Origin of the sequence: Halomonas sp. KX33721, assembly GCF_001596805.1 — a bacterium.
Taxonomy (GTDB): Bacteria; Pseudomonadota; Gammaproteobacteria; order Pseudomonadales; family Halomonadaceae; genus Vreelandella; species Vreelandella aquamarina.
The window spans coordinates 1-18001 of sequence record NZ_LVIA01000044.1; the positions used below are offsets into that span (position 1 = coordinate 1).

14 protein-coding genes and 3 pseudogenes are annotated in these 18001 nt (G+C 57.3%); 14 read left to right on the plus strand and 3 right to left on the minus strand.

All coding sequences use genetic code 11. The features are described from left to right. The 14 genes and pseudogenes from A3220_RS15070 to A3220_RS15130 form a co-directional block, all read left to right on the plus strand. Positions 1–392 (plus strand): RNA-guided endonuclease TnpB family protein (locus tag A3220_RS15070; RefSeq protein WP_084812793.1); only part of this gene is annotated, 392 nt, incomplete at its 5' end. A gap of 87 nt (positions 393–479) precedes the next feature. Continuing rightward, complete coding sequence (locus A3220_RS15075) at positions 480–701, plus strand: hypothetical protein (RefSeq protein WP_062375623.1); 222 nt, start codon at positions 480–482, stop codon at positions 699–701. A 78-nt stretch (positions 702–779) separates the two neighbouring features. Further along, entirely contained in the window at positions 780–1271 is a 492-nt protein-coding gene (locus tag A3220_RS17035; RefSeq protein ID WP_228219251.1) for a group II intron maturase-specific domain-containing protein, read from the plus strand. 19 nt (positions 1272–1290) lie between these two features. Next, positions 1291–2659: pseudogene (locus A3220_RS15080) on the plus strand (IS1380 family transposase). Positions 2660–2912: 253 nt separating this feature from the next. Then, positions 2913–3563, plus strand: a pseudogene (locus tag A3220_RS15085) (sulfite exporter TauE/SafE family protein). A 305-nt stretch (positions 3564–3868) separates the two neighbouring features. Beyond that, positions 3869–4282 (plus strand): hypothetical protein, encoded by a 414-nt coding sequence (locus A3220_RS15090; protein ID WP_044630606.1) that lies wholly within the window; start codon positions 3869–3871, stop codon positions 4280–4282. A gap of 161 nt (positions 4283–4443) precedes the next feature. Continuing rightward, positions 4444–5748: a TolC family protein gene (locus A3220_RS15095; protein WP_228169061.1), complete on the plus strand. Its 1305-nt coding sequence runs from the start codon at positions 4444–4446 to the stop codon at positions 5746–5748. A gap of 89 nt (positions 5749–5837) precedes the next feature. Further along, positions 5838–7412 carry an efflux RND transporter periplasmic adaptor subunit gene (locus A3220_RS15100; RefSeq protein WP_252860495.1) on the plus strand — a complete coding sequence of 525 codons (1575 nt, stop codon included), beginning with the start codon at positions 5838–5840 and terminating at the stop codon, positions 7410–7412. Further along, on the plus strand, positions 7412–10537 hold the full coding sequence (locus tag A3220_RS15105) for an efflux RND transporter permease subunit (RefSeq protein WP_062363013.1): 3126 nt from the start codon (positions 7412–7414) through the stop codon (positions 10535–10537). Before A3220_RS15100 ends, A3220_RS15105 begins: the two co-directional genes overlap by 1 nt. Positions 10538–10816: 279 nt before the next feature. Then, entirely contained in the window at positions 10817–11626 is an 810-nt protein-coding gene (lgt, locus tag A3220_RS15110) for a prolipoprotein diacylglyceryl transferase (protein ID WP_062375626.1), read from the plus strand. Positions 11627–11701: 75 nt separating this feature from the next. Further along, positions 11702–12040, plus strand: coding sequence for a hypothetical protein (locus tag A3220_RS15115; protein ID WP_044630609.1), 339 nt, complete (start codon positions 11702–11704; stop codon positions 12038–12040). A 198-nt stretch (positions 12041–12238) separates the two neighbouring features. Further along, entirely contained in the window at positions 12239–12580 is a 342-nt protein-coding gene (locus A3220_RS15120; protein ID WP_217284296.1) for a hypothetical protein, read from the plus strand. Positions 12581–12814: 234 nt separating this feature from the next. Beyond that, positions 12815–14022: pseudogene (locus A3220_RS15125) on the plus strand (APC family permease). Positions 14023–14080: 58 nt separating this feature from the next. After that, complete coding sequence (locus tag A3220_RS15130) at positions 14081–14455, plus strand: ATPase (protein WP_252860494.1); 375 nt, start codon at positions 14081–14083, stop codon at positions 14453–14455. A gap of 218 nt (positions 14456–14673) precedes the next feature. Here A3220_RS15130 and A3220_RS17595 read toward each other — a convergent pair whose 3' ends face one another. From A3220_RS17595 to A3220_RS15140, 3 genes are all read right to left on the minus strand, one after another. After that, positions 14674–14934 (minus strand): DUF2933 domain-containing protein, encoded by a 261-nt coding sequence (locus A3220_RS17595; protein WP_058577548.1) that lies wholly within the window; start codon positions 14932–14934, stop codon positions 14674–14676. After that, positions 14931–17477, minus strand: a complete 2547-nt coding sequence (locus A3220_RS15135; protein WP_044630611.1) for a heavy metal translocating P-type ATPase — start codon at positions 17475–17477, stop codon at positions 14931–14933. Before A3220_RS15135 ends, A3220_RS17595 begins: the two co-directional genes overlap by 4 nt. 77 nt (positions 17478–17554) lie before the next feature. Then, positions 17555–17947 (minus strand): Spy/CpxP family protein refolding chaperone, encoded by a 393-nt coding sequence (locus A3220_RS15140; protein WP_062375631.1) that lies wholly within the window; start codon positions 17945–17947, stop codon positions 17555–17557. Between the last annotated feature and the right edge of the window lie 54 nt (positions 17948–18001).

Here is an 18001-nt window from a genome sequence, read left to right on the forward strand (position 1 = left end):
GTCGCCAGGACGCGCAGCACAAGTTTTCCCGGAAACTCGTCAACCAGTACGGCGAAATCGTCGTGGGCGATGTTTCCTCAACCAAGCTCGCGAAGACCAAGATGGCCAAAAGCGTCTACGACGCTGGCTGGTCACAACTGAAAACGATGCTGGAATATAAATGCGCTCACGCAGGCATCGTCTTCAAGGTCGTTCGCGAAACCAACACCACCCGCGCCTGTTCATCGTGCGGCTCGCTTAGCGGGCCGCAGGGCGTCAACGGGTTGCGAGTAAGGGGCTGGGAGTGCGTGGAGTGTGGTGTACTCCACGACCGGGACGTGAATGCGGCCCGGAATATCCTCAGCCTCGGGGCAGGACGTTGCCCTCAAGAAGTTGGAATCCCCGTCCTTTAGGGCGGGGAGGACGTCAATGGCAATCGGCCGCTAGTCGGGTGGCAATTAGAGAACACCATTGAGCCGCTTAATGGGCTGTTTCGAAACGTGCTGGGATTCGGGCTGCCTAACGCGCAGGTGGATATTGCCAAGCTGCACGGGCGTCAGCTACGGCGGCTGCATCCTCATATCGAAGCCAGCAGCTGCCTTGGTGATGCGCTTACCCGATGGAAACTGCCCCCATTAACCTGGCCCAGCGTGGTCAGCGAAGCCACCGCCAGCGCGTTGCTGTATCTGCGTCTTCAGCGCGAGATAGCGTTAACTGCCTAGGGTTTGTATTGGGTAGAGCGTCGCTGTTACAGTAAGCTGCGCTTGACGATCAATGAGTCCAAAAGTGCGGTCACCAGCGTGTTTGGTCGCAAGTTCCTGGGCTACGCCCTATGGGAAGCTAAGGGTGGAGATGTCCGACGTGGTATATCAGCAAAAGCGTTGGGGACATTTAAACAGCGGATTAGGCAACTGACACGCCGAAATGGCGGACGCAGTATCTCACAGGTCGTCGCCTATCTACGACGCTACCTTTTAGGCTGGCAAGGCTACTTTAAGCTGTCGCAAACACCTCGTATCTGGCGGTCGCTGGACGGGTGGATACGACGACGGTTAAGAGCTTTGCACCTTAAGCAATGGCGTCGAGGTAAGACGATTTATCGTGAGCTGATGCGTCTTGGCGCTACGCCGAGGGTAGCACAATCGGTGGCGGCGTTGAGTCGTCGCTGGTGGCACAACAGTCTGTCGGGAGTCCATCATGTATTAACCCGCCTTATTCATGAGGCCGACCTGAAAACGAAGATAGCGGATGGTATTCTCTTGAGAAATCAGAACGTTCCGGCAAGAATCTGAACCAAGAGAGCCATCCGCTATGGGTGAAAGCCTATCCACCTGGACGCCCTCATGCAACGGCTCTGTCCGTGTTGAGCTGAGCGGCCAGCGCACTACCAGCGACAGCGGCGCTCTGCTGTTGCGTGAGGCCCTCGACAACAGCGGCGTGATTGAGGCGCTGGAAGACAATCTGGTCGATCGACGCCACCCGCTGCGCATCCTTCATTCGCTGGCCAGCCAGTTGCGTACCCTGGTGCTGCAGCGTGCGATGGGCTGGATCGACCTCAGCGATACCGACACGCTGCGCCGTGATCCGCTCTGGCAGCTGGGCCTGCAGCGATGCGCGCGGGACAACGCCCCTGGCCCAGGACCGGCCGTCGCAAGCCACGCTGTCGCGGCTGCTGAGCTGCCTCGGTCGTAACGACAATATCGATGCCGTGCACGAAGGCCTGCTGCGGCTGGTGGTCTGGCGCCTGACCTCGCTGCAGAACGGCGAGCGTCCCAAGCAGCTGACGCTGGACATCGACGGCCTGCCGATCGAAGTCCACGGCCACCAAGGCGGGTCCGCATTTCACGGACTTTACGGTGCCCGCATCTACTCGCCGCTGGTCGCCTCGCTGGCCGAGACCGGCGACATGGTGGGTGGGCTGCTGCGCGAGGGCAACGCCGGCCCGGCCGAGAACGCCGACACCTGGATCCCGCATCTGGTGCGGCGACTCAACGAGAGCACCGGCGCCCAGGTTCGGGTGCGCATCGACGCCGGTTTCACCGACAACGCGACGCTGGAGGCCCTGGAAGAGCGCGACATCGAGTACCTGGGTCGACTGCGCAGTCTCTCCGGCCTGCAGAAGCTGGCGGCACCGCACCTGGAGCGGCCACCCGAGCAGCCTCGCGAGTGGTGCCACGATCTGGAGTATCAAGCGGGCTCTTGGTCGGCACCGCGTCGCGTGGTGCTGGTGGTGCAGGAACGCCCCGATGACCTGCTGCTGCATGCCTTCTTCCTGGTCACCAACCTCGGCAAGTTCGACTGGCCGCCTGAGAAGGTCTTGGCGCTCTACCGCAAGCGGGGCAGCGCCGAAGCCCATATGGGCGAGGTGAAGTCGGCGCTCGACGTGCACCTCTCGTCGACCGATCGCGGCGCCTCCACCGTCCAGGACGTGATGGTCCGCAACGAGGTGAGCCTGCTGCTCAGCCTCTACGCCTACCAGGTCCTGCATGGCCTGCGCTGCCTGCTGGAGCGGCAGACCCGGCAAGGCTGGAGCCTCAGCCGGATGCGCGAGCAGGTGCTGAAGGTCGCCGCCACGCTGAGGCTGCACGCTCGGCGAATCACCGTTCATCTGGGTGCTGCCGCCGACAAGTGGTGGCCGACGCTGCTGAAGGGGCTGCCGAAGCTGACCGCACTGAGCTGACGCTCCTGCGAGACCACCACAGCATCAGAAAGCGAGCGACCGGAGCGGCGGTCGGCGATCACGGCTGCTTGGACGGCCGCCATTGATTCCAAAGAGCTATAAGTAAGTAGGAAAAGGGCTGCGTTCTGGCATTACTCAACAGCCACTCGCGCTGAAGATGCGAATCCTGATAAGCAATGCCAGCAGCCAGTACCTTCAGACCGCTCAATCAGCGCCCTCGTGAATAAGGCGGGCTTAAATGAATCCCGCCGACATGAGCCTGCCGCCGCTGGCGGCGGCCTTCGTCTTCGGCTTGCTGGGAGGCGCGCACTGTATCGGCATGTGTGGCGGCATCATGAGTGCCCTGACCTTTGCTGTGCCCTCCCAGCATGCGACAGCCGAGGCGTTTAGCAGGTCTGTTGCTCGGCTATAATTTAGGTGTATCAGCAGCTACATGATCGCTGGTGCCTTGGTGGCTCTGCTCGGTTCCGTGCTCAACCATGCACTGGATAGCTTCGCCCTGGTGTTGCGTATCCTGGCGGCGGTCATGTTGATACTAATGGCACTGTATATCGCCAACTGGTGGAAGGGCTTGCTACGTATCGAGGCACTGGGGCGCGTCCTGTGGCGCCGCATCGAACCAATAGGCCGTCGCTTGATGCCTGTTGTAAAAGTACCCCAAGCATTCGCACTTGGCTCGCTATGGGGCTGGATGCCCTGTGGGCTAATCTATTCGATGCTGGCCTGGAGTCTTGCTGTAGCCGAGCCATTGCGTGCCGCCGCGATGATGGGGGCCTTTGGGCTCGGCACCTTGCCTGCCGTCCTAGCGACCGGAGTGGCAGCGCGCCGTGTCTCAATATGGATACGTAGCCCCGCGACTCGTACGCTAGCAGCGCTGCTGATTATTACGTTTGCCGTCTGGTAACTCTGGCACCTCATTTGTTTACTCGTAGCCAGCTTACAACCGCCAGGCTGCCCAAAGGTCAAGTCTTCAACGGGCGCTTATGGCAAACCTTTCGGTTGTACATCGAAATTTAAAATGAGGCCTTGACCTTGAAGTCTGCTTTAAGGATATCTTACAAAAGCTGCTCTGCCACAGGTTAAAAACCTTCATCACGTCCTACCCTCAGCTCGTTTGGCAGTATGAGAAGAAAAAATGACTCAAGTCATTTTTTCAATTTGGGTGTGCTATATTCTAAGCGTGTCATCAAACAGGAATGGAGAGTTAAAATGAAAATCAAAACGTCACTTGCCGCCGCAATCATTAGCGTAGTTGCCATACCAGCATTCGCAAACTTTGGACAGTCTGAATCTCAGGCCAAACAGCTGACGGAGGGAGTTACACCTAGTGAAATATTGACCAGAGGGTTTGCTCATGAGTATGTGCTCTCATTAAACGAAAGCTCCGAGGTCAAGATAGCTAGTGAGCACTTTCCTGGGTCATCAAACTTTGCGCTTCACATGAAAGCAAAACTGATGGACGCATCCGGCAATATCGTTTCGGAAGCTAATTCTGTCAATGGAGACTTCAAAATTGATGAGAGACTCGATGCAGGCGAGTACCGCTTGATTGTTTCAGGAGAGACGGGGGGGCTTGGGGATAGTGATACACACCGGTACAGTCTGCATGTAGACATTCAGTGATAAATTAAAGTTGGCCGGCTAATGCTGGCCAACAATTACTTTAAATGTTTCGTTTAATGATTTTAAAGTAATTAATAAACGTAGTTTTTAATGTTTGATTATTTATTTTATTAAATTTTCTGTATTTTTTTGAGCGTAATCCTTTTGTTTGGAGGGCCGCTGTGATCAAGGCTGCATTGTTATTCAGCGGTGTCTTGGGTGTCGCCTGGATGCCGGCTATTGCTGTTGCCGGAAGTGAAACGGACAATTTACAAAAAGCGATACAGATAGCCATTGATCAGGACCCCTGGTTAACCGGAAGTGCGTCCATTGAAACCGCCCTTGAGAACGAGGCCATTGCATCGGCCCAGCTCCCTGATCCCCAGATTTCATTGAAAGCGGGAAATCTGCCGGTTGATACCTTTGACTTGAATCAAGAAGGTATGACCCAGTTCAGCGTAGGAATCAGTCAGAAATTTCCCAGAGGAGATAGCCTGGCGCTTGCCAAGCAACAAAAGCAGCAGCTTGCCGCCCAACAGCCGATGTTGCGGCAGGATAGGGAAGCCAGAGTCGAGGCTACGGTTAGCCAGCTTTGGCTGGAGGCCACTCGTGCTCAGCTGAGCATCAGTCGGATAGAGCGTGATCGTAGCTTGTTTGAGCAGCTAGCGGAGGTGGCCGAGGTGAGCTATGCGTCCGCCTTCGGAATGACCCGCCAAGACGATGTGATTCGTGCTCAGTTGGAGCTGACTCGCCTGGAGGATCGCTTGACCGATCTCAGACAGCAACAAGAGGCAGAAGAGCGGCAGTTAACTGAATGGTTGGGGAGTGAGGCGATGCTACCGATAGCGGAAGACTTCCCCGAGCTTGTTTTGGTAGAGCCAAGCCTCTTCACTGACGCTGAACGTCCCAGTCGTCAGCTGTGGTATGAGCGAGTGAGGCGTCACCCTGCAGTGCTGGCATTGGAGCAGAAGATAGATGCCATGGAGACTGGGGTCGATGTGGCGAGGCAGCAGTACAAACCAGAATGGGGTGTATCGGCACAGTACGGCTACCGCGAGGACGACCCTATGGGCGGACGCCGGTCCGACCTGTTCTCTGTGGGAGTGGCCTTCGATCTACCTGTGTTCACGGAAAATCGTCAGGACAAGAATGTCGCAGCAGCGGCATCACGTCATGAAGCGGTCCGGTACGAGAGAGAAACCTTGGTTCGTGAATTGATTGCCCAGCTGGAAACCAATTGGGTTAAGTTGGCGCGCCTCGATGAACGATTAACCCTGTATACGCAACGATTATTGCCCGAGCTGAGCGAGCAGGCCGAAGCCTCTCTGAATGCCTATAACAATGACGATGGTGATTTTGCAGAAGCCGTGCGGGCACGAATTGATGAAACCAATGCGAGTGTGGAGCTCATAGGCCTGAAAGCCCAACGACTCAAGGTGATCTCGGATATCAACTACCTGCTGTCCCAAGGCACGTCTTCACGCTAACTCACGACTTCTCAAGTCTGGAATGAGACATCACGATGAATCAAATGGGTAGGTACTTTTTCGTTATATCGTTAGGCGTCCTGTTGGGCGTGTCCGGCAGTATGGTTCTGGGAGGGAAGACATTCGTCCTGAACGCAGTAGAAACGGCTATTGGAAAAGATAGTAATAAGACTGGTGGGGAAGAGAGTGGAGAACGCACTCCCCTTTACTGGGTGGCGCCGATGGATCCCAACTACAAGCGAGACAAGCCTGGAAAATCCCCGATGGGGATGGATCTAGTGCCTGTTTATGATGATCAAGACGAAGGGGACACCCCAGGAACAGTCAAGATTTCTCCTGATGTCGTCAACAATTTTGGTGTTAAAACGGGCGTTGTCGAAAAGGATACATTTGACGCCACGGTAAGGACAGTTGGCTATGTCCAATACGATGAAGACAAGTTGGTGCATATCCACCCCCGCGTCGAGGGGTGGATAGAAAAGTTATTTGCCAAGTCCGAAGGCGATCGTGTTACCCAAGGTCAACCGCTCTACTCGATCTATTCGCCGACGCTCGTGAATGCACAGGAAGAATTGTTGCTTGCAATGAACCGCGGCAACCAACGTCTGATTTCTGCCGCCTTGGAAAGGCTGCGCGCGTTACAGGTGCCCAATGAGGCTATCCAGAAGCTAAGGGACAGTCGTCAAGTGAGTCAGGCGATCATCTTGCGTGCGCCCCAAAGTGGCGTCCTGGATAATTTGCAGGTGCGTGAAGGAATGTTCGTACAGCCAGGAATGAGCATGATGAGTATTGGCGTTCTTGATCATGTGTGGGCTGTCGGAGAGGTGTTTGAGCGCCAGGCAGCGTTGATCGCTGAGGGAGATGAGGTTCGCATGACTCTTGACTATCTACCCGAACGGGAGTGGACAGGGGTGGTGGACTATATATATCCAAGTATTGATAGTGAGACGCGTACGGCTCGTGTAAGGGTGCGTTTCGCTAACGATGACCTGGCGCTAAAACCTGGAATGTTTTCTCAGCTGACCATTATGTCAAACACGACGTTGGAGGCATTGCAAATACCCCGTGAGGCCTTGATTCGCACCGGAAGCCAGTCGCGTGTCGTTCTTGCATTGGGTGATGGAAAATTCAAATCGATCGAAGTCGACGTTGGACGCGTGGGTTGGGAAACCGTCGAGATATTATCGGGCCTTGAGGAGGGCGATCGCATTGTTACGTCGGCTCAGTTCCTTCTGGATTCCGAGTCAAGTCGAACATCAGACTTTCGACGAATGGACCATAGTGACAGTGCTGAAGAGGCCGATGAGAATTCCCTTGTTGAGACCGTATGGGTGCCAGCACGCATCGAAGATGTCATGCCAGATCATGGCATGGTGACGCTATCCCATGCCCCCATCGCGGCGTGGAACTGGCCGGCCATGAGCATGGATTTCCAGGTTGCTGATACGGTTAGCCTTGAACAGCTGAAAGACGGTATGGACATCCATGCCGAACTCGAACGGATTGCGGAAGACAAGTTCGCTCTACGCGGTGTGCATGTTGACGATGATAAGACTAAAGCACCCAGCGATGAGGGCATGGATCACGGAGAAACCAGTAATGCGGAACGCGGCCAGCAAGACGCGATGAGCCATCAAAGCCATGCAACTGGGGAGAGCAAGTAATGATTCCTGCGTTGATCCGTTGGTCAATAAGCAACCGTTTTCTCGTGCTTCTTGCTGCCGTGATTCTGGCGGGGGCGGGAATCTATTCAGTCAAGAATACCCCGATTGATGCTCTACCGGACTTGTCAGATGTGCAGGTGATCATCAAGACCAACTACCCGGGCCAGGCTCCGCAGGTCGTCGAAGATCAAGTCACCTACCCGCTCACCACGGCCATGCTGTCGGTTCCCGGGGCAGTAACGGTACGCGGCTACTCCTTCTTCGGCGACTCCTACGTCTATGTGATTTTCGACGAAGACACCGATCCCTACTGGGCGCGCTCCCGTGTGCTGGAGTACCTTTCTCAGGTAGCGCCCACGCTGCCGGACAGTGCGCGCCCACAGCTTGGCCCTGATGCCACTGGCGTGGGTTGGGTCTATCTCTACGCTCTGATCGACAGGACCGGCCAACATGACCTCAGTGAGCTGCGCAGCCTGCAAGACTGGTTCCTGAAGTATGAGCTTCAGACCGTATCGGGCGTTTCTGAAGTCGCGGCGCTTGGCGGCATGGTCAAGCAATACCAAGTGGTGGTGGATCCGGAGAAACTGCGTGCCTTCGACATCCCGCTGGCCCACATCCAGACTGCCATACAGCGGGCCAATCAGGAGGTTGGCGCCTCGGTCGTTGAGATGGCCGAAGCCGAGTATATGGTGCGCGCCACTGGTTATATCCAGAGTCGTGAGGATCTTGCCAGTATTCCGCTGGGTGTGGATGACAACGGAACGCCTCTGCTGCTCAAGGATGTTGCCGACATTGGAGTGGGACCCCAGATGCGCCGTGGCATTGCCGAATTGAACGGGGAAGGTGAGACCGTCGGCGGCATCGTCGTCATGCGCACAGGAGAGAATGCCCAGAAAACGATCGATGGCGTCAAGGCCAAGCTTGAGCAGCTCCAGTCCAGCCTGCCGGAGGGGGTCGAGGTCGTGACGGTCTACGACCGTTCAGGCTTGATCGAGAAGGCGGTGGACAACCTGTTGCGTGGTCTGCTCGAGGAACTGGCCATCGTGGCGTTGGTGTGCGTACTCTTTCTGTTCCACCTGCGCTCTGCACTGGTGGCGATGATCAGCCTACCGATGGGCATTCTCACTGCCTTCATCATCATGAACTGGCAAGGTATGAACGCCAACATCATGTCGCTTGCGGGTATCGCCATTGCGATCGGGGCCATGATCGATGGTGCCGTCGTGTTGATCGAGAACTTGCACAAGCACATGGAGCGTACACCGCTGACGTCCGAAAACCGGTGGAAGGTGGTGGCCGATTCGGCGGTGGAGGTGGGGCCGGCGCTTTTCTTCAGCTTGCTGATCATCACTGTCAGCTTTGTTCCTGTCTTTACCCTCGAGGCCCAAGAGGGGCGGATGTTCTCGCCGCTCGCCTTCACCAAGACCTATGCCATGGCAGCCAGTGCCGGGTTGGCGGTCACCTTGGTTCCGGTGCTGATGGGCTACTTAATCCGTGGCCGCGTAATTCCTGAGCACAAGAATCCGGTCAATCGATTGCTGGTCGGGGTCTATATGCCAGTACTCAAGGCAGTATTGAGTTTCCCGAAGACGACGATCGCCTTGGTGCTGGCGATAACCCTGGTGGGTTTCTGGCCGGTCAGCAAGATTGGCAGCGAGTTTATTCCACCCCTGGATGAAGGCGACTTGATGTACATGCCGACCACTTATCCAGGGCTGTCGATCGGCAAGGCGCGGGAGCTCCTTCAGCAGACCGATAAACTGATTGCCAGCGTACCGGAGGTGGACACGGTGTTTGGCAAGATCGGACGGGCCGACACGGCTACCGACCCTGCGCCGCTGACCATGGTCGAGACTTTCATTCAGCTCAAACCGCGGGACGAGTGGCGAGAGGGGATGACCACCGACAAGCTCAAGAAGGAACTCGACAGCCTGGTGCGGATACCGGGGGTATCCAATGCCTGGGTGATGCCCATCTCGACGCGCATCGATATGCTGGCAACCGGGATCAAGACGCCGGTGGGCATCAAGGTGGGCGGAGAAGATCTCAAGCAGATTCAGTCCATCGGACAGCAGCTGGAGACGATCCTTGCCGATGTTCCCGGTACTGCGTCGGTCTATTCCGAGCGGGTGGCCGGAGGTCGCTATATCAAGGTTGATATCAACCGCGCTCAGGCGGCGCGCTATGGCCTGAACATTGCCGACGTGCAACAAGTGGTGGCGACCGCTATCGGTGGTCAGAACATCACTCAGACCATCGAGGGCTTGGAGCGCTACCCGGTCAACCTGCGCTACCCACAGGATTACCGGGACTCCCCCGAGCGACTGGCCGAGCTGCCGATCGTGACCGCCAATGGGCAGCGCATCGCTCTAGCCGACGTGGCGGACATCTACGTGGAGGACGGACCACCGGCGATCAAGAGCGAGAACGCACGTCCCAACGGTTGGACCTTCGTGGATATCGAAGGCGTGGATGTCGGTACCTATGTGCAGCGCGCCATGGACGTCGTGGCGGACGAGCTCGATTTGCCCGCCGGTTATTCGGTGACGTGGTCCGGGCAGTATGAATACATGTTGCGTGCCAAAGAGAAGTTGAGCTATGTGGTGCCTCTCACATTGGCAATCATAGTGATCCTGCTCTACATGAGTTTCAAACGCTTCAGTGAGGTAGCCATCATCATGGGCACGCTGCCGCTGGCCATGGTAGGGGCTATCTGGTTGATGTACCTGCTGGGCTATAACTTCTCCGTGGCCGTGGGAGTGGGGTTTATCGCTCTGGCCGGGGTGGCAGTCGAGATCGGAGTGATCATGCTCGTATATCTCAACCAGGCCTATCAGCAGATGCTCGAGGGCTGCCAACACAAGGGAGTACAACCCCGTCGGGAGACTCTTCGCCACGCCGTGCTGCACGGTGCTGCTCTCAGGGTGAGACCGGTAATGATGACATCGGTCTCGACCATTGCCGGTCTTCTGCCACTGATGTACAGCTCCGGCACGGGTTCCGAGGTGGTCAGCCGCATTGCGGCCCCGATGGTGGGGGGGATGTTGAGCGCAGTGATACTGACGCTTCTGGTGTTGCCCTGTGTCTACTACCTGTGGAAATGCCGCCATGTGAATCATGCATAACGTCAGGATCGACAAGGCTGGGTGGCACATTCTAGATACGCGAATGCCGTATCTCGAGGGCTCCCAGCCTAACACGAATCGTCAGTGGTACTTGATGTGAGGTGCACTAGCGATGCCCCCTGGAATTAGGTTGAATTTGCACTTCGTGAGTCAAGATTCAGTTTGTATTCAGGCCATTAGGCTATGCTGGTAGATAAGAAAGCACGCTTGGCTATTTGCTAACCCGCTGGCGTAGCGTCGAGCGATTCATAGAAGCCTGAAGGGCGCGAGGAAATTGCCATGATTGCGTACCCACAGATCGATCCAGTGGCATTTTCCCTCGGACCGGTACAGCTACATTGGTATGGCCTAATGTACGTGGTGGGGCTGACGGCCGCATGGTGGCTGGGGCGGCGGCGAGCGCACCGCCTCGGCTTGACCCATGATGATATCGGCGACCTGATCTTCTATGGCGCTCTGGGCGTCATCATTGGAGGGCGCTTGGGCTATGTGCTGTTCTACGGGCTCGACCAGCTGATAGCCAACCCCCTATGGCTTTTCAAGATTTGGGAAGGGGGCATGAGTTTCCATGGAGGTCTTGCCGGCGTGCTGGTAGCCGCCTGGCTGTTCGCTCGCCGTCACCGCCTGGCCTACCTTCAGCTGACCGATTTCATCGCCCCGCTGGTGCCGATCGGTCTGGGGGCAGGGCGTCTGGGCAACTTCATCAATCACGAGTTGCCGGGGAGGGCCAGCGACGTGCCCTGGGCGATGATCTTCCCTCCCATGCTGGGCTTGGGGCCTGAACCCCGCCATCCATCAGCACTCTACGAGTTTGCCCTGGAGGGTGTGGTGCTGTTTGTCGTGTTGTGGTGGGTGTCACGGAAACCGCAAACTCAAGGGCTTATCTCGGGTCTATTCCTGCTTCTGTATGGCACCTTCCGTTTCATCGTGGAGTTTGTGCGCTTACCCGATCCTCAATTGGGCTTCATCGCCTTTGATTGGCTCACTATGGGACAGTTGTTGACGGTACCAATGTTGGCAGCAGGTGCGTTCCTGGTCACCACTGCATGTCGTAGTCAGCGAACCATGGTTGCTACATCGGACCGATAAGCAAGACAAGTGATATGAGGTATGTCGATAATATTGGAAGAACGTTAACGATATTACAGTACGAGGAGAATTCTCATGGCACACAGAGAGCATCGGTTGGGAGTTTCTGAAACGACCTTGGTGAACCGACACTTAAAGCTTGATTCCAGCGATCTGGATGCGGTGAAAGCGGCTGTTGCAGATATTGATGAGCTATACGGGCTAGACAGTGTTTCGTTCGATGAGAAGAAACTAAAGCTTCACCTGGCCTATGATGCCTCACGTCTCTGCCTCGACTGCGTCGAAGATATTCTCGACAAATATGCGGTCGAAATCAGTCGTGGTTGGTGGAACCGCTTCAAGGAGGAGCATTATCGATTTGTTGACCAAAACATAAAAGATAATGCAAAGAAGGAGCCTTGGAGCTGCCATTGAATGGTATTCACATCTATACGCAAGGCTAGCCTCTATACGCAAGGCTAGCCTCAGGGTAAGCGCTGCAGGAAACTACGCGTGGTCCGCTCGGCTAGGGAGCTTCATGTAGCGTTATTTGCCTTTCTGCTGAATCTTCCCTGGGAGTTTCTTCAGGTTCCGTTGTATGCGGGCATGCCTGTGATGCCACATTGGGAAGCTGTGCAGACTTGTATCCAGGCAGCCCTTGGCGATGTATTGATCACGTTGATGGCGTATTGGTCGGTGGTCGTATGGCATCGACGTCATGACTGGCTTCGGGGCTATGGGGCCAAGGAGTGCGTGGGCTTCGTGCTGGTGGGCGTCGGTATCACGGTGGCGATGGAGTGGCACGCTACGCTATTCAGTCAACGGTGGGAGTATGCGCAGCTGATGCCCCGTGTGCCGTGGTTGGGCACGGGCCTCTCGCCGTTACTACAGTGGTTGATCTTGCCGCCGTTGATGCTGTGGATGGCGCGTCGTCATCGGTTAGGTTCGGAGGTTGTATCCAAAGAAAATAATTGACTATTGGGTAGCGCATAGGTTCTACACTTTGATTTCAATGTATCTAACCACACTCTACCATTTGTCATCTGGTGAGTCTCAGAGCGTCAAGAGGGCTTTCGGTAGGGTCTGGTTTCATTCACCCAGGAGAGAGGTGATGGAGTCTATGGATAGAACGCCACAGTACAAGCAGAATAGCCTCACAAGCAGAATAGCCTCTCACTGGTCGGTGCGATTGCCTTAGGGACCGGGGTCATGATTGGCGCTGGTATTTTTGCTTTGACGGGACAGATGGCCGAGATGACGGGAGTGCTTTTCCCGTTAGCCTTCTTGTCAGCGGCACTAATCGTCTCTTTCAGTGCTTATTCCTACGTGAAAATGTCCAATGCCTATCCGTCAGCTGGTGGTATTGGCATGTACCTCAGCAAGGCTTATGGACCAACTCTGACCACCGCTTTCCATGCGCTTTTAATGTATTTCTCCATGGTGATAGCACAAAGCTTTTTGGCGAGAACCTTTGGGTCCTACACGCTAGAGCTTTTCGATTTTGAGGATAGGTCACTGCTTGTCCCCTTATTGGGTGTTGCGCTGCTGATATCTGCATTTTTACTAAACCTCTCCGCCAACAAGCTGATTCAGGGTGTTGCGTCAGTACTCGGGTTCATAAAAATTGGTGGGATCATCTTGTTCGGGGTCGTCGGTGTCATCATCGCCGACTCGGTCGGCATGGAAACCTCGGCGAGGGATCTCTGTCAGGCTTTCTAGGAGCAACCGCGTTGGGGATCCTGGCCTTCAAGGGGTTCACGACGATCACCAATAGTGGTTCAGAGATAAAAGATCCCCATCGCAACGTCGGCAGGGCGATCATGATCTCGATCGCCCTGTGTGTGGTGATCTATGCGCTGGTGGGCTTCGCTGTCGCCAGTAATCTGTCGCTGAGCGAGATAATCGAAACGAAAGATTATTCGTTGGCGGCTGCTGCCCGTCCTGCGCTGGGGGAGGCCGCCGTCTGGTTCACCGTCATTCTCGCCATGCTGGCCACCGCGGGTGGTATCATTGCCAGTATATTTGCGGTCTCACGCATGTTGGCAATGCTGACGGAAATGGAACTGGTGCCGCATCGTCACTTTCATATGCCAGGCAGTATCCAGAAGCATACCCTGGTTTATACGGTCGTGCTTGGTTTGGTTCTGACGGCTTTCTTTGACCTTAGCCGTATCGCAGCACTTGGTATCATTTTTTACTTGATCATGGATATTGCTGTTCATTGGGGGGGTGTTGCGTCATCTTCGCAAGGAGGTCGGTGCCAACCCAATCGTGCTGGTTATTGCGATACTGCTGGATGCCGTCGTGCTGGCAGGCTTCCTTTGGGTGAAAGCGACGACAGATCCCCTGGTGCTAATCGTCGCAACGATTGTCATGGCGGCTATCTTGATTGCCGAGCGACTCTTTTTGTCTCGTAACGGCGCTTCTAGTTCAAACGATAATACTCATTCTCATTAACTATTAAGGATAAGGATCATGGAGGTTCGGACCTTTGGTGACCTGATTGACTGGACACGGCAGCTGCATGAGCATTTGGCGCGCTGTCTTTCTCACTGTGCCGATCATAATGAAGAAGAGCGTGCCAAGATGCTCCTTAATTATCTGGCAGCTCATGAGCATGAGATGGAGTATGTTGTTGGTGAGTTAAAGAGTAGAGCGGACCCCAAAGCATTGAATACCTATGTATATGATTATCTGGAACACAGGCCGATCCGGACGCATCGGACCTGTGATGCACCCTATGCTGCGCTGGGTTTCAATGAAATCTATCGGGAGATTTTCGACTTCCATGATCAAGTGACAGATCTCTATCGTAACTTGGTTGGCAAGGCGGAGATTCGAGTTGCTTGAATCCCTTCTTGAGCTGGAACAGCATGAAGCGATGCGCCTTGTTCGGCAGACTGGGAGGATGGACGATCTGTAAGAAAATGATGTCTGGATCTGTTATAACTGCCTGATCGCCACCCTCGGCATAACATCTGTCCTGACTGTTCCTAATGTAACGTACCAGAACGGCATCGGCATTGCGTGTCTGGCATCGATGCCGATTGTCCTGTTTTTTATATCTGCTATTCATCTCGGTCGCGCTGATCATGCCCGACATGACGGTGCATCAGGAAGTGCATGCCGAGACAGAGGGCCAGGGGCAGCAGCAGCCAGGCGCCGCTGCTCAGTGATTGCCCGCCCCACATGAACAGCAGCACGGCGCCTCCCATCAGCACCACGCAGGCGGTCATCATCCATTTATGGAGTGCCGCGGTAGGGGAAGACGGCTCTTTCTGTGATTCGGCCTCTCCCGAGGGGGGCTTGGTGGATTCTGGTCGTTTCATGAGCGGTCGCCTTTGGCTTGGACCGATGGGGTGGCAGTGGAAGGCTCTCCGCGGGGCTGCTCACGGGCGTAACGCCGCTTGAGCAGCAGCGAGTTGCCGATCACCGAGAGGGAGCTGGTGGTCATGGCGATGACGCCGATCATCGGGTGCAACAGGCCGATGGCGGCGATGGGGATGGCGGCCACGTTATAGGCGCTGGCCCAGATCAGGTTCTGGACGATCTTGGCGAAGGTGGCTCGCGAGAGGTGCATGGCGTCCACCACGGCGGTGAGCTCGCCGCGTACCAGGGTCACGTCCGCCGCCTCGATGGCCACGTCGGCCCCGGCACCGATGGCGATGCCCACGTTGGCCTGCTTCAGTGCCGCGGCGTCGTTGATGCCGTCGCCGACCATGGCCACGTGGTTGCCGTGTTGTTCCTGCAGCGCGCGGATGGCATCAACCTTGCCTTCCGGCAGCACACCGGCCTGGACCTCGTCGATGCCCACCTCTTCAGCCACGGCGCGGGCGGCGCGTTCGTTGTCGCCGGTGATCATCACCACGTGCAGACCGAGATCATGCATGCCGCGGATGGCCTCCACCGACTCCTGCTTGAGGGTGTCGGCCACGGCCACTAGGCCGAGTGCCTGGCCGTCGGCGGCGACGATTACCACGGTGCGGCCCTTGCCCTCGAGCTCGCCCATGGCGTCATCCAGGGCCTCGAGGCCGGTCACGCCTTCCTCTTCCAGCAACCGGCGATTGCCGATCAGCACCACTTCGTCGCCCACCTTGCCCGAGACACCGCGCGCACCGGTGGAACGGAACTCGCTGACCTCGCCGGGTTTCACATCGCGCTCCCGGGCACCATCGACGATAGCCCGGGCGATGGGGTGCTCCGAGGCGTTCTCCACGCTCGCCGCCAGGGTGAGCAGGCGGTTTTCGTCGGCGCCTTCGGCGACGACGGCCTCGGTGAGTTTTGGTTCGCCGCGGGTGATGGTGCCGGTCTTGTCGAGCACCATCACTTTGACGTCCTTGAAGGTCTGGATCGCTTCGCCGGAGCGGATCAGGATGCCACGCTCGGCACCGATGCCGGAGCCGACCATCAGCGCCGTGGGGGTGGCCAGGCCCAGCGCGCATGGACAGGCGATGACTAGCACTGCGATGGCGGCGAGAATCGCCAGCACCGGCGTGGCGGCCTCGGGGTTCACCCAGGGCAGGAAGGTCGCACCCCAGTCGAGTATCGGTCGCAGGGCATCCGGGAATAGCGCCCAGGCCACCAGGCTGGCCAGAGCGATGGCCAGCACCGCCGGTACGAAGCGGCCGGTCATGCGATCGGCGAATTCCTGGATCGGTACCCGCGAGCCCTGAGCCTGGTCGATCAGCCGCACCACTTGGGAGAGGAAGGTATCGCCGCCGACGCGGGTCGCCTTGACCCGCAAGCGTCCCTCCTTGTTGATGGTGGCACCGATCACGCTGTCCCCGGTGCTCTTGTAGACCGGTATCGACTCGCCGGTGGCGATGGACTCGTCGAGATGGCTCTCGCCCTCGACCACCTCGCCGTCGGTGGGGATCTTGTCGCCGGGGCGCACGACCATGATGTCGCCCGGGGCCAGCTCCTTCACCGCCACCTCGACTTCCTCGCCATCGCGCTCGACGCGTGCTGTCTTGGCACCCAGGGTCATTAGGCGGCGGATGGCCTGGGAGGCGCGTCCCTTGGCGAGTGCCTCCAGGTAACGGCCCAGCAGGTGGAAGGTCATGATGGTGGCGGCCATCTCGATGAATGAGGTCATGGGGTAGACGAAGCCGACTAGGCCGATCAAGTAGGGCGGCAGGCTGCCCATGGAGATCAGCACGTCCATGTTGAAGGTGCCGTTCTTCAGCGAGCGCCAGGTCGACTTGTGGGTGGCGATACCGCCATAGAGAAACACCACCGGGAAGGCCAGCACGGCGATGATGGCCAGGTAGCCGGGAATCGGCTGCCAGAACATGTGCGGCATCATCAGCAGCATGATCAGGGTGGTGGGTACCGCAGCGATGATCAGCCGCTTGCGGGCCTGGGAAAGATAGGCCTCCTCGATCTCGGCGTCGCTGTCGGCATCCTCCGCCTCGTCGGCCTGCACGGCGGCCACCTCATAGCCGGCCCCTTCCACGGCGCGCTTGAGCGCATCGCCATCGGGGCCATCGGCGGCAATACTCACAGAGACGCGATGGCTGGCGATATTGGTGTCGATTGATTCGATACCCTCGAGCCGCTCCAGGGTACTGCGGATGATGCCGGCGCAGTGGTCCGAGCCCATGCCGGGAACGGTCAGGCGGACCTGTTGCATGCCGGTACCACCACTGACGGCGGCCACGTCATAGCCGGCGCCTTCGACGGCTTCCTTCAAGGTGTCGCCGTCGGGCCCGCCTGCTTCGATGGTCACGCTGACATGGTGGTTGGCGATATTGGTCTGGATCTCGCCCACGCCATCGAGGCGTTCCAGCGTCTTGCGCACGATGCCGGCACAGTGGTCACTGCCCATGCCGGGGACCGTCAGGGTGATCGTGTTGGGGGGTGAATCGCTCATCGCTTGTCTCCTGCGGGCGTTGCCGAGTGGACGGCCAACAATGGCCGTCCTGTTGCCTGAGTCTGTGACACTCCCGGTCAGTGATGGGCCTCGTGGTCCTCGGGGTCGACGTCACTCTCAGGGGTGGCCTGCTGAAGCTGCTGGCGTTGCTCGTCGGTGAGCAGGTCGTTCATGGTATTTTCCAGACGCACCCTCTCGGCCATCATCTCGCCGTGAAGCTCGGCCATCCGACCGTGCAGGGCCTGGACCTCCTCAGGATCGGGGCGCTCGCCGCGCATCTCCGCCATCAGGTCCTCGCGTAGGTTCATCAGGCGGCCCATGCGCTCGAACTGGGCGGGGCGATGCTCCTGCATCAGCGCGCGCATCTCGTCGTGCTGCTCCGGGTCGAGCACCTCCCGCATCATGCCCATGCCGGCGCCTCCCATCATCGGGCAGGTCATCATCCCGCCACCCATCATGCCTTTCATCATGCCGGGCCCCATGCCGCCCTGGCCGCCACCTCATCCATTCCCCCCATCCATGCC